The organism is Specibacter sp. AOP5-B1-6, assembly GCF_052376555.1.
Taxonomy (GTDB): Bacteria; Actinomycetota; Actinomycetes; order Actinomycetales; family Micrococcaceae; genus Specibacter.
The window spans coordinates 84851-96994 of sequence record NZ_JBQSVT010000001.1; the positions used below are offsets into that span (position 1 = coordinate 84851).

Below are 12144 nucleotides of genomic sequence, written 5' to 3' on the forward strand. Positions count from 1 at the left end.
TCGACAACAAGGCAACCGCAGGAGAACCCATGAGCACAGGCCTGTACGGTGCAGACCCCGAGGAACTGCGGCAATTCGCCCGGGAACTCGAGCATGCAAACACTGTGCTGCTGGCGGTTAAAAGCCAGTTGAGCGCCCGCATCAGTTCCAACTTGCGCTGGGAAGGCCCCGACGCCTTTGTCTTCAGGCACGCATGGCAGTCCTCCTACGCACCCGTATTAGGCCAGGCGGCAGCCATGCTGGAAGCCACGGCGCACACCCTGCAAGCCCAGGCAGCCGAGCAGGAATCGGCGAGCAGTTAGTCCCCGCTCGCCGGCCCATAAAATTGCTGGCGCAATTTTCAGGGAACCAGGTGAGCGTGGGCCCACCCGCTCGCCGGCCCATAAAATTGCTGGCGCAATTTTCAGGGGACCTGGTGAGCGTGGGCCCACCCGCTCGCCGGGCCTGCCTCACATTCCGCCCTTCGTTGCCCGGCGTCATCCTTTCTGGATGTCGGCCAGCGCCTGCCCGCACCATGCCAGCCACGACTGTTCATATGCAATCCCAGCCCGAAGCACGGCCAGTTGCAGCTCATCCGCTGTGGTCCGGGCGGCGTCCGCGGGAAAGTCGCGAGCATCGATGGCCTCGAAGCGTTCGAGCGTTTCCGCATGCAGCCGTTGGTGCCGGCGCATTTCGTCAGTGATGTCCACCGTCCCCAGAACTGCTGCTGCGCGCATTCGCACCAGCAGTTCGTCCCGGATGGGGCGCGGCCCACCCTGCGCGGCGCACCAGTCCTGCAGCGCCGCACGGCCGGGTTCCAGGACCTCAAAATGGCGTTGCTGTCCCCGGGCTGTTGGGAGCCCGCGGGCCTCGATCAGGCCGGCAGGCTCCATCTTGCCCAGCTCCTTGTAAATCTGCTGATGCGTGGCCTGCCAAAAAAGTCCCAGCGATTTGTCGAAGCGCCGCGCCAGTTCAGCCCCGGTGCACGGCTTTTCCAGCAGCGACGTCAGAATGGCGTGTGGCAGCGACACTAGATCCGTGCCGCCAGGCGCGTGCCCTGGTCGATGGCCCGCTTGGCATCGAGCTCGGCCGCCACATCCGCTCCCCCGATGAGATGCACGACGGCGCCCCCGGCTTCCAGCCCGGCCTGCAGCTCCCGCCGGGGTTCCTGGCCGGTGCACAGGATGACCGTATCAACGGGGAGGATCGTGTCGGAGCCATTGACGCTGAAGTGGAGTCCGGCGTCGTCAATCTTTTGGTATTCCACACCCGGCACCATTTGGACGCCCTTGGCGCGCAGGGAAGTGCGGTGGATCCAGCCGGTTGTCTTGCCCAGGCCGGCGCCCACCTTGGTTTCCTTGCGCTGGAACAAGCCCACGCGCCGGTCCGGCCGGGGCGGGGCGGCGGTGGTGATGCCGCCGGCGCCGGTGTACTCCGGGTCAATGCCCCATTCGCGGTAGAACTTTTCCGGCACCAGGGTGGCGCTGGTCCCGTGCGCGGTGATGTATTCGGCAACATCGAAGCCGATCCCGCCCGCACCGAGGATGGCCACATTGGTGCCGACGTCCTTCTTGTCGCGCAGCACGTCAAGATAGTTCAAGACGCTGGGGTGGTCCACGCCGTCGAGCTCGGGTGTGCGCGGGGTGACGCCGGTGGCCAGGACGATATGGTCAAAGTTTTCCGCCAACAGCCCCGCCACCGTGGCCCGGGTGTTCAGCCGCAAGTCGATGCCGCGCAATTGGATCTGGCGGCCGAAGTAGCGGATGGTCTCGTTGAACTCCTCCTTGCCGGGGATTTGTTTGGCGATGTTGAACTGGCCGCCAATCTCGCCGGCCGCCTCGATGAGCGTCACCGCGTGCCCACGCTCTGCCGCCGTCACCGCAAAGGCGAGGCCGGCGGGGCCGGCACCGACGACAGCCATCTTCTTGGGCTGGGGTGCGGTCTCAATGCTGAATTCAGTCTCGTGGCAGGCCCGGGGGTTCACGAGGCAGGACGAAGTTTTGCCCACGAAGGTGTGGTCGAGGCACGCCTGGTTGCAGCCGATGCAGCTGTTGATCTCGTCGCTGCGGCCGTCCCCTGCCTTGCGCATGAAGAATGCGTCGGCCAGGAAGGGCCTGGCCATGGAGACCATGTCGGCGGTGCCGTCGGCGAGCAGTTGTTCGGCAACGTCAGGGGTGTTGATGCGGTTGGTCGTAATCAAGGGGATGCCCACCGAGCCCATGACTTTTTTGGTGACCCAGGCATATCCCGCCCTGGGCACCGACGTGACGATGGTGGGGATGCGCGCTTCATGCCAGCCGATGCCGGTGTTGATGATGGTGGCACCGGCCTTCTCAATGGCTTGTGCCAGCGCGATGACTTCCTCAAGTGTGGAGCCGTCCTCCACCAGGTCAAGCATGGAGAGCCTGTAGATAATGATGAAATTTTCCCCCACGCGTTCACGGGTGCGGCGGACTATCTCCACCGGAAAACGCATGCGGTTTTCGTAGGACCCGCCCCATTCATCGTTGCGATGGTTAGTGCGGCGGACCACGAATTCGTTGATCAAGTAGCCTTCCGAGCCCATGATCTCAACACCGTCGTAGCCGGCAGACTGGGCCAGCGCGGCAGCGTGGACAAAGTCCTCGATGGTCTGCTCGACTTCCTCGCCGGTGAGCGGCTGAGGTGTGAGTGGGCTGATCGGGGCCTGGACCGCGCTCGGGGCCACCAGGTTCCGGTGCGAGGCATACCGGCCAAAGTGCAGCAGCTGCAGGGCAATCTTGCTGCCCTCGGCGTGCACGGCCGCGGTGACCACCCGGTGCTTCTCCGCTTCTTCCGGCGTGCTGATCTTGGCGCCGCCCTTCATGGGCCGGCCAGCTTCGTTGGGTGAGATGCCTCCGGTGACCATCAAGGCCACTCCCCCGCGGGCACGCTCGGCGTAGAACGCAGCCATGCGCTCGAAACCGCCGGGGAGCTCCTCAAGCCCGACATGCATGGAGCCCATCAGTACACGGTTGGGCAGTGTGGTGAACCCGAGATCCAACGGGGCAAACAGGTGGGGGTACTGGCCAGCATTCATTCGTGAACTCCTTTTTGCAACAAGTTGCATAATCGTAGCGCAGAAAATGGCTCGGCGGGGATTCTCTCTTGTGTTTATGCACGGCGGTGAGACGAGCTGCCCGGCGTCGGACCGGCGAACCTGGGTGAGCTGCCCGGCTCGGACTGGCGAACCTGAGGGGCATCAACTGGCTTTAGTCAGCCCGCTGTAACAGTGCAGGACCTGGCTGACCACCGCGACCGAGGCTCTAGAACAAGACGGTGGCGAAGGTTCCGACCTGCTTGAAGCCCACGCGTTCGTACACGGCTCGGGCACGGGTGTTGTAGTCGTTGACGTACAGGCTGGTGATCGGCGCGTGCGCCTGGGCCAGCAGGACGACGGCCGCCATGTAACCGGCGCTGAGTCCCCTGCCCCTGTAGCGCGGGTTCATCCAGACTCCCTGAACCTGGGTGGCGAACGTGGTGGCCGCCCCGACATCGGCCTTGAAAATGACTTCACCGTGGGGTTCGTCGTGGCTGAAGGAGTATCCGTGGCTGATCAGCCAGGCGACGCGGCGGCGGTAGTTGCCGTCGCCGCCAAGGAACGGCGAATAGCCCACTTCCTCTTCGAACATTGCTGCGGCGGCGACGAGGATCTCATCGAACTGGCCGCTGGCACTCACCGTCAGGGACGGGTTGGGCGCGATCAGCGGCGGACCGGTAATGGTCAGCAACGGCTGGTTGGCGCGAACTTCCTGCGCTTTGATGCCTGTTTTGCGCAGCACATCCATGAGGGCAAGGGTGGGCTCGGCCGGACCAAAAATGGAGGCGTGCGGTTGCCAGTGGGCGACGATCCACTGGCCAAAACTTGCAGCCTGCGCGGCCGTGGCCTCAATGGGGACCACATTGGAGCCGACCCAGCAGGCGGCAGCCAGCGTCACGCCGTCGTCCGCAAAAAAACCCAACATGTCAGCCCCGGGGAAAGGGGGCACAGCGCTGTTGTTTTGGTTGATGAGCGTGTCAACGAAGACGTTGGCCACGCGGTCGCGCGCGACCAAGGCCCGGAGCGCGTCCGTGTCCGCGTGGACCAGGACGCGCACCGGCTCGCGGTGCGCCCTCTTAGGAAACGCTGACCACGGGGCCACCCTGGAGAGTCGGGTCATCCGCGTCGGACTCCATCTCTTCGGCAAGTCTCATTGCTTCTTCAATGAGTGTCTCAACAATTTGGTCTTCCGGGACAGTCTTGATGACTTTTCCCTTCACAAAAATCTGACCCTTGCCGTTGCCCGAAGCAACACCCAGGTCTGCTTCGCGGGCCTCGCCGGGTCCGTTGACAACACAGCCCATGACGGCCACGCGCAAGGGAACTTCCATGCCTTCGAGTCCGGCGGTGACTTCTTCGGCCAAGGTGTACACGTCAACCTGGGCGCGGCCGCAGGACGGGCAGGAAACAATTTCCAGCTTCCGCGGACGCAGGTTCAGCGACTGCAGGATCTGGTTGCCGACCTTGATTTCCTCCACCGGCGGGGCAGAGAGTGAAACCCGGATGGTGTCGCCGATGCCCTTGGCCAGCAGCGCCCCAAACGCGGTGGCGGACTTGATGGTGCCTTGGAATGCGGGCCCGGCCTCGGTGACGCCAAGGTGCAGGGGCCAGTCGCCCTGCTCTGCGAGCAGCTCGTAGGCGGCAACCATGATGACGGGGTCGTTGTGCTTGACGGAAATCTTGAAATCGTGGAAGCCGTGCTCTTCAAACAGTGAGGCTTCCCAGACTGCAGATTCAACCAAGGCTTCGGGGGTTGCCTTGCCGTACTTTTTCATGATGCCGGGCTCCAGGGAACCGGCATTCACCCCGATGCGGATGGAGGTGCCATGGTCCTTTGCCGCCTTCGCAATTTCCTTGATCTGGTCATCAAACTTGCGAATGTTCCCGGGATTCACCCGCACGGCGGCGCAGCCGGCCTCGATGGCTGCGAAGACGTACTTCGGCTGGAAGTGGATGTCTGCAATGACGGGGATTTGCGACTTGCGGGCAATGATCGGCAGCGCATCGGCATCATCCTGCGAAGGGCAGGCCACCCGGACAATGTCACAGCCGGACGCCGTCAATTCAGCAATCTGCTGCAGCGTTCCGTTGATGTCAGTGGTGGGGGTGGTTGTCATGGATTGCACGCTGATGGGCGAATCCGAACCCACACCCACCGGGCCGACCTTGATTTGCCTGGTTTTGCGCCTGGGCGCTAGCACTGGCGGTGGCAATGGCGGCATGCCAAGACTGACGGAGGTCAAAATATGCTCCTTGGGGTTCATTTATCAAATACTGCGGCAGTTGCACCGTTTTGTGGCGCCACTAGGGAAACCCGCAATATCTATCTTTGATTGTAGGCTCGATCCCCGTCCGGCGAGGACCAATGAGGTCTATCCCACGAAGCGGCTGAGTTGGCCAATCACCGGATTCCAGCCGGAAATCTTCAAACCGGTGACACCGCCGCCGATTGTCATTGGATCCTGCGAAACAAGGTTCTGCACGGCAGTTTCGTTCTCTGCACGGAAAATCAGCAATGCGCCCGCCCCGTCGGCATAGGGACCAGAGGCCAACACCACTTCAGCCTCAGCCTGGGCGGCAAGCCACTCCCTGTGCTTGGGGCGGTGCTCGATGCGGGCGGCTTCAGCTTCTGGACCATAAATGTACTCGACAGCGAAAATAGACATGGTTTCACCCTATAGCAGCAGCGCTTTTGCCAGCACCGCAACACTGGCCGACCACAGCATTGAGGCCAGCGTGCCGATAATGAACCGTTCGCTGGCGGCGGGGGTGTCCTTCAGCTCCGGGTACCTGCCCAAGCCTTTGATCGCCACGACATAGGCGATTGCCACAGGCTGGCCGGAAAAGATGGCCACCGCCACGGCCGCTCGTTCAAGAAAACCAATGAGCAGGCCGCCGCGCAGGACTTCAACCTTGGGGCTCGCTACCGCTGGTTCGGGTGGGGCGGCCTCCGGGCCTGCGGGGTTTCCGGACGGCAATGCGGCCTGGTCCCCTCCTTCACTCGTGGAGACATCCGACGGCGCCGACTCCAGCTGGCGTGCTTCCCGCAACACCGGTTCAGACTCAGCACCCGCTTCCCCGGGCAGCGCTGCCGACGCAGCAGCTTGCGCCCCTTCGCCACTCTCAGCGGCATCAACGGCGCGAACTGTCTTGGACTTCGCGAATCTCAGTAACCCGGCCGTCACCGGCCAGCCGCCAATGACGGCCACGGCCAGCGCCGCAGCTATCCAGATCGCGTCCATGTGTCCTCCTTGCGCCAGCTGAAACTGGAGGCAGCCGCTGGCATCGTCGTTGCTTCCAAACTAGCTGGTGCCACCGACATCGAGAGCGCGCCCTGCGTGCTCCAGGAGCAGACTTGCAGCCCGGCGCCCGTTCTGTTCCTCCAGCCTCCCGGAGCGGAGAATGGCTTTGCTGACTGCCTGCGGACTGATTCCCAATTGCCTGGCCACGTCTTTCTGGGCGGCTTCGGGAGCTGCATTCAGTGCGTCAAGAACCCGCCATTCAGCGTTGGACCGGCGCCGCACAACGTCGCCGAACAAGACGAGCACCGCCTCAGCCGATTCGGCCCACGCGGCAGCCTCGGATACAGGGGTGCGGACACAGAGCGGCACCCGCTCGCCAGTCCGTTTGGCTGCATCGATGGCTTCACGGGCGGCGACGAAGGCATTTCCAGCTCCTTCGCGGGAACTGGCTGGAAGGGGAAGCTCCATGACGCCGACCCCAATGCCGATGTACCAATCCTGCTCCCGCAGAACCCTGGCCACCGTTTCAACAACCGCACCGGGATCCTCAATGACACCTTGAACTTCATCTCCAACGGAGCGTTCGAAGGGCAGAACCGTGTGAATGTCGGCAAGCAGCCCCAGCAGCCGTGGCACCTTGTCGCCGTGGGTCCTGCTGCCGCGCTGGTCTATCGTGAGAACAAACATAATTCAACCGTAATTGATTGTCTATCAATAATCAACCATTTTTGGATGTTGTTCGGCTGGCCTGATCGGCCCCGGACTCGGCCCCGCCCCACGCTGACCCGCGAATCAGCGTCTGGGCCGTGTTCCAGCTGTTGGGCAACAGCTGTTTCGCGGTCCAGACGCTGTTGCGTGGAATTAGTGGCTCTGCGCAGCTCTGGGGCAGCTCTGCACGTCACGGGCGCGGCGGGAAGTGTCAGGCTGCTGCGGACAGCCGCGCCACCCGACTCGCCGCCGCCATTGCAGCATTGATCCGACTCAGCAGATCGCCGGGGTTGGCGAGGTGGTACCACTCGATCCTGATAACCCGCCATCCTTGTTCGATCAGCATGTTCTCGCGCCGGCGTTCATCTCGGAGCACAGCCGCCGTCGGTCTGAAGTCGTAGTACTTGTAGTTACCATCAAATTCAAGGATCAGTTTGATCGCAGGCCACGCAAAATCCGCGCGATAGTAGGTGAAGTTGGCTGTAATCCACAACTGCAACACGGGCTCCGGCAGACCCATGGCAGCGAGGAACAGCCTTGTCCTTGTCTCGCCGGGTGATTCAGCCAAGCCATTCAGCGCGGCCAGCACCCGGCGCGCCTTTCGTGCCCCTGGTTTCCCTGCCAAGGATGCCACCATGGAATTCATCAGTTCCAGGTTGGCGCCTTTGTACAGGGCGCTGTCACCGATAATGACGGCTTCGACAAACCCACCAAACCGGGCGCAGTCCACCACCGTGCGTTCCATCGACGTGACAAGGACGGAACGGCCATCCTTGAAGGCCTTCGAATTGATGGCGGCAGGTTCCAAAGGCAGCCTATGGAAGCAGACATCCGGCGCCGTCCCCTCCCCTGACGGTGGGGCGTTGCAGATCAGGTGAACCCGCGCATCACAGTTCCACACGGAAAGACCCAGCAACCGGGCAGCGCTGAAATGCGAATAGGTGTGGTTCCCTGGCGTCGAAACAATGTGGGCCCACAGACGCATTTTGCTTTGCTCCCAGGGTTTCAACAAGTTCCACGTAGAGGCACGGATATAGGCACCGCGGCGCAGCCTGATCACCAGTGTCAATGCAACGGCCCGCGTCAACTGTCTGTCCCCGCAACCAGCATCGGCCAATTGCTCTGTCGTGGCCACAGAAGTTTCCGCCGGCCAGCATTTGTTGAGGTGTGCGAGAAGCTTTTCCTTGTCCATGACTCATTCTGCTGACATGAAAACGCCCGCAGGAAGCCCGAAATACGATTCTGTGGACAAGACGGCCGTGATTACAGCTGTGGAGGAATGAACTGCGGGCCCTTGAATCGCAGAACAGCGCCCGAGCCGCGTTTCAGCTGTTGGGCAACAGCTGAAAGGCGGCTCAGACGCTGAATCGTGGGAACAGTCCCAGGCAAAGGCGGCTTAGGCGCTGAATCGTGGAAAACGGTGCCAAGCAAACGCGGCTCAGGCGCTGAATCGCGGGAAACGGTGCCAAGCAAAGGCGGCTCAGACGCTGGTGCCGGCGGCCGCAGCGGGCGAGGCGGCCATTAGCCGAAGAGGTTTACCGGTTTGACGATGTCGGCATAGATCAGCAGCGCCCCCATCGCCATCAAAACCACGGCCGCCACATACGTGACCGGCAGCAGCTTCGCAATGTCGAACGGGCCCGGATCCTTGCGCTTGAACACCTTGGCCACGGTGCGTCGCACCCCCTCGTAGAGCGCACCCAGGACGTGCCCGCCGTCGAGCGGGAGCAGCGGAATGAGGTTGAAGACGAACAAGGCCAGATTCACCCCGGCGAGCAGCCCCGTCAGCGTCGCCACCCGCGAGCTCAACGGGACTTCCTCCATGGCGGCCACTTCGCCTGCCACCCGTCCGACTCCCACGACGGAGATGGGGCCGTTTGGATCGCGCGGCTCGGAACTAAACGCAGCCTGCGCAACACCGGCAAGTTTTTGCGGCAGCTGGAACACCACGCCACCAATTTGCACAACGTTCCTGCCCACCGCCGGCAGCACGGCCGACGCCGGTTCCCGCTCCAGCGCCGAGGTTGGCCCAATGCCGAGGAACCCTGCCTGCACGGTGACGGCGGTGCCTGCGGCATCAACTTCCGCCATGCCGTTGGCATCAATGACCGGCCGGGCGGTGAGCACCGGAGTGATGCTGGTGGTAATGGTCTTGCCGGCGCGCTCGTACACCAGGGGCACCGTCTTGCCGGCGGAGGCCCGCACCCGCTCGGTGAAGGCATTCCACTCGGTGACCGGCTGGCCGTCGAAGGACTTGATGGTGTCGCCCGGCTGCAGCCCGGCCGCAGCGGCAGGCGTCTTGGTGCAATTGTTCAGGTCAGTTGGCACAGCTTCGCCGTAGGCCACCTGGCAGGCATTGACTTCCGACAGCGTCGTGGTGGCCTGGGCCGTGCCGAAGCCCATCAGCAGGACACCCATGAGCACCACGCCAATGAGCAGGTTCATGAACGGCCCGCCGAGCATGATGATGATCTTTTTCCACACGGGAAGTTTGTAGAACACGCGGTTGGAATCGTCCGGGCCCACCTCCTCGTGGGCAACGCTGCGTGCCTCGCTTGCCAGCGTTTGGAACATGCCGGTGCTTGAGGGCCGGACGCTGCCGTCGACGGGGTTCGGCGGATACATGCCGATCATCGCCACATAGCCGCCAGCCGGAATCGCCTTGATTCCGTATTCGGTTTCGCCCTTTTTCCTTGACCACATGGTCGGCCCGAAGCCGATCATGTACCGCGTGACACGGACTTTGAACAGTTTCGCGGGCAGCAGGTGGCCCACCTCGTGCAAGGCGATGGAGACGGCGATGCCAACGGCCACGAAGACCACTCCGCCAATGAAAAGCAATACAGTCACAATTTACTTTCTGCTATCGGTCATTCTCTGCACTGGCGGCCAGCAGCTGCTGGGTCCGGGCGCGTGCCCACACTTCAGCATCCAACACTGATTGGAGCGTCAGCTGCGAAGTGGGTGTGTGTTCACTGAGAACTTGCGCAATGGTGTCCACAATGTCCAGAAAGCCTATCCGTCCTGCATGGAAAGCGTGGACGGCTTCCTCATTGGCAGCGTTGTACACGGCCGGGCAGGTGTTTCCACGCCGGGCCGCCTCCTTGGCAAGCTCGACGGCGGGAAAGGCCTCATTGTCGAGCGGCTCGAACGTCCAGGTGGCTGCCTTCGTCCAGTCACAGGGAGTTGCCGCCCCGGGGACCCGCTCGGGCCAGCCAAGCCCCAGGGCGATGGGCAGGCGCATGTCGGGCGGGGAGGCCTGGGCTATGGTGGAGCCGTCGGTGAACTGCACCATGGAGTGCACCACGGACTGCGGGTGGACGACAGCCTCGATCCTGTCCAGCGGAACATCAAAGAGCAGGTGGGCCTCGATGACTTCCAGCCCCTTGTTGACCAGGGTGGCCGAGTTGGTGGTGACCATGGGGCCCATGGACCAGGTGGGGTGTTTGAGCGCCTGAGCCGGTGTCACCTCAGCCAGTTCCCCGCGGCTGCGTCCACGGAACGGTCCGCCCGAGGCCGTGACAATCAGTTTTTCAACTTCACCGGCCGTGCCCGACCGCAGCGCCTGGGCTAGTGCCGAGTGTTCTGAATCCACGGGCACCAATTGCCCCGGCGAGGCAGCCGCCCTGACGAGCTGCCCGCCCACAATCAGCGACTCCTTGTTGGCCAGCGCCAGAATGGCGGGGGTGGCCAGGGCAGCCAGGGTCGGAGCCAGGCCGATGGAACCGGTAATGCCATTAAGCACGACGTCGGCCGCGTCACCCGTGCCCGCACCCCACGCGGCGATGGCGCTCGAGGCGTCCGGGCCCGTCAAAATCTCCGGAGCGAAGCCTGCCAGCCCTGCTGAAACGGCACGGGAGTCAATCAGGAGACGCAGGGCCCCGGCGTCGTCCGTGGAAATACCAACGGCCAACACCCGCAACTGCACAGCCTGTTCGGCCAGCAGCTCGAGGTTGCCGCCACCGGCGCTGATGGCAGTCACGGTGAACCGCGGGCTGCCGTCGGGAAGGGTTGCCTGTTCGACAACGTCAATTGCCTGCGTTCCGACCGAACCTGTTGAGCCAAGAATAATCACTTTACGATGCGCCATGGCTCCAAGTATTCCGCACTTCGCGGGACAGTGTCACCAAAGCCCGCGTTCGCCGGCACCCCCGAAACGGTGGCCCGGCATCGGTCCCCCTGGCAACGGCGCCCCGGAAACGCTGTCGCAGCAATGGTCAGTTTCCGGCGGACGCTGTCGCACCCGGTGCGACCGCTTCGAGGAACGGGGCGGTTAGAGAGCTGCGCGGCGCAGGGTTTGCTGGGCATGGAGGAGAATGGGGCCGTCGACCATCTGGCCCTTGAACGCAAACACGCCTGTGCCCGCAGCGTCCGCGGCAGCCAAAAACTCCCGTGCGGCAAGCACCTCGGCGTCGCTGGGCCTGTAGGCGGCACGAATCACCGCCACCTGGGACGGGTGGATGGACGCCTTGGCGCCAAAGCCGCTGGCCACGGCATCTTCCGCTTCGTCGGCAAGCCCGTCAAGGTCGGCAAAGTCGGCGTAAATGGAGTCGATGGCCACCTTCCCGGCAGCCCCCGCCGCCAGCAGCAGCTGCGAGCGCGCATGGGTTGCCACGGCCCGGTAGCTCCCGGCGCGGACCCCGGCAGTGAAGCGGCTCGAGGTTCCGCCCAATGAAGCCACGAGATCCTCGGCGCCCCACATCAGGGCCACCACATTGGGCAGCTGCGCCAGTGCCGGGGCGGCCAGAATGCCTGCGGCGGATTCGCAGAGCACCACCACGTTGTATTCCGAGAGCGCCGCGACTGCATCAACGTCCGCAGCCTTCGCCACCATGATGGTGTGAAAATTGCTGCGTGCCACGGCTGCCAAATCCAGTCGGGCGTCGTCGGTGTCCAGTGCATTGATGCGCACCATGGTGGTGGCCGGGTCGAGCGTGCTGGCAGCCATGTTGTCCCGTGCCGCCGCCTTGGCGGCCGGGGCGACGGCGTCTTCCAGGTCGATGATGACGGCGTCGGCGCGATCGGCAGCCTTGGCGAACCGTTCGGGCCTGTCGGCTGGGGCAAACAGCAGTGCCGGTCCCATGGTGAATTCCCTGGTCAGAGAGATGGCGTGCTCCTTGTGTCTCGTGGGATGTGGGTTTCTCGCGGCGGATCGGG

At 63.4% G+C, this 12144-nt stretch carries 12 protein-coding genes; 1 reads left to right on the forward strand and 11 read right to left on the reverse strand.

Annotated features, from left to right (window positions below; all coding sequences use genetic code 11):
• Window positions 1–29 precede the first annotated feature (29 nt).
• The gene (locus ACT3TS_RS00420) at window positions 30–302 is read left to right on the forward strand and encodes a hypothetical protein (protein ID WP_444529518.1); all 273 of its coding nucleotides are present in this window, start codon (window positions 30–32) and stop codon (window positions 300–302) included.
• A gap of 174 nt (window positions 303–476) precedes the next feature.
• Here the strand turns inward: ACT3TS_RS00420 and ACT3TS_RS00425 are convergent, their stop codons facing one another.
• From ACT3TS_RS00425 to ACT3TS_RS00475, 11 genes are all read right to left on the reverse strand, one after another.
• Window positions 477–1010, reverse strand: a complete 534-nt coding sequence (locus ACT3TS_RS00425) for a PadR family transcriptional regulator (protein ID WP_444529519.1) — start codon at window positions 1008–1010, stop codon at window positions 477–479.
• Window positions 1010–3037: an oxidoreductase gene (locus ACT3TS_RS00430; protein ID WP_444529520.1), complete on the reverse strand. Its 2028-nt coding sequence runs from the start codon at window positions 3035–3037 to the stop codon at window positions 1010–1012. The genes ACT3TS_RS00425 and ACT3TS_RS00430 overlap by 1 nt, the downstream gene beginning before the upstream one ends.
• Window positions 3038–3263: 226 nt before the next feature.
• On the reverse strand, window positions 3264–4157 hold the full coding sequence (locus ACT3TS_RS00435; protein ID WP_444529521.1) for a GNAT family N-acetyltransferase: 894 nt from the start codon (window positions 4155–4157) through the stop codon (window positions 3264–3266).
• Entirely contained in the window at window positions 4114–5280 is a 1167-nt protein-coding gene (gene ispG / locus ACT3TS_RS00440) for a flavodoxin-dependent (E)-4-hydroxy-3-methylbut-2-enyl-diphosphate synthase (RefSeq protein ID WP_444529630.1), read from the reverse strand. Before ispG ends, ACT3TS_RS00435 begins: the two co-directional genes overlap by 44 nt.
• A 129-nt stretch (window positions 5281–5409) precedes the next feature.
• Complete coding sequence (locus ACT3TS_RS00445) at window positions 5410–5703, reverse strand: YciI family protein (RefSeq protein WP_444529522.1); 294 nt, start codon at window positions 5701–5703, stop codon at window positions 5410–5412.
• Between the two features lie 9 nt (window positions 5704–5712).
• Window positions 5713–6279, reverse strand: coding sequence for a hypothetical protein (locus ACT3TS_RS00450; RefSeq protein ID WP_444529523.1), 567 nt, complete (start codon window positions 6277–6279; stop codon window positions 5713–5715).
• Between the two features lie 60 nt (window positions 6280–6339).
• Window positions 6340–6966: a MarR family transcriptional regulator gene (locus ACT3TS_RS00455; RefSeq protein WP_444529524.1), complete on the reverse strand. Its 627-nt coding sequence runs from the start codon at window positions 6964–6966 to the stop codon at window positions 6340–6342.
• Window positions 6967–7198: 232 nt separating this feature from the next.
• Entirely contained in the window at window positions 7199–8179 is a 981-nt protein-coding gene (locus tag ACT3TS_RS00460) for a hypothetical protein (RefSeq protein ID WP_444529525.1), read from the reverse strand.
• 329 nt (window positions 8180–8508) lie between these two features.
• Entirely contained in the window at window positions 8509–9840 is a 1332-nt protein-coding gene (locus ACT3TS_RS00465) for a M50 family metallopeptidase (protein WP_444529631.1), read from the reverse strand.
• Window positions 9841–9850: 10 nt separating this feature from the next.
• Entirely contained in the window at window positions 9851–11077 is a 1227-nt protein-coding gene (gene dxr / locus ACT3TS_RS00470) for a 1-deoxy-D-xylulose-5-phosphate reductoisomerase (RefSeq protein ID WP_444529526.1), read from the reverse strand.
• Between the two features lie 183 nt (window positions 11078–11260).
• On the reverse strand, window positions 11261–12070 hold the full coding sequence (locus ACT3TS_RS00475) for an HpcH/HpaI aldolase/citrate lyase family protein (protein WP_444529527.1): 810 nt from the start codon (window positions 12068–12070) through the stop codon (window positions 11261–11263).
• Window positions 12071–12144 lie beyond the last annotated feature (74 nt).

Excerpts from the sequence above, each read along its gene's own strand:
- ACT3TS_RS00420 (WP_444529518.1), top strand. The coding sequence starts at position 30 with ATGAGCACAGGCCTGTACGGTGCAGACCCCGAGGAACTGCGGCAATTC.
- ACT3TS_RS00430 (WP_444529520.1), bottom strand. The coding sequence starts at position 3,037 with ATGAATGCTGGCCAGTACCCCCACCTGTTTGCCCCGTTGGATCTCGGG.
- ACT3TS_RS00435 (WP_444529521.1), bottom strand. The coding sequence starts at position 4,157 with ATGACCCGACTCTCCAGGGTGGCCCCGTGGTCAGCGTTTCCTAAGAGG.
- ACT3TS_RS00445 (WP_444529522.1), bottom strand. The coding sequence starts at position 5,703 with ATGTCTATTTTCGCTGTCGAGTACATTTATGGTCCAGAAGCTGAAGCC.
- ACT3TS_RS00450 (WP_444529523.1), bottom strand. The coding sequence starts at position 6,279 with ATGGACGCGATCTGGATAGCTGCGGCGCTGGCCGTGGCCGTCATTGGC.
- ACT3TS_RS00455 (WP_444529524.1), bottom strand. The coding sequence starts at position 6,966 with ATGTTTGTTCTCACGATAGACCAGCGCGGCAGCAGGACCCACGGCGAC.
- ACT3TS_RS00460 (WP_444529525.1), bottom strand. The coding sequence starts at position 8,179 with ATGGACAAGGAAAAGCTTCTCGCACACCTCAACAAATGCTGGCCGGCG.
- dxr (WP_444529526.1), bottom strand. The coding sequence starts at position 11,077 with ATGGCGCATCGTAAAGTGATTATTCTTGGCTCAACAGGTTCGGTCGGA.
- ACT3TS_RS00475 (WP_444529527.1), bottom strand. The coding sequence starts at position 12,070 with ATGGGACCGGCACTGCTGTTTGCCCCAGCCGACAGGCCCGAACGGTTC.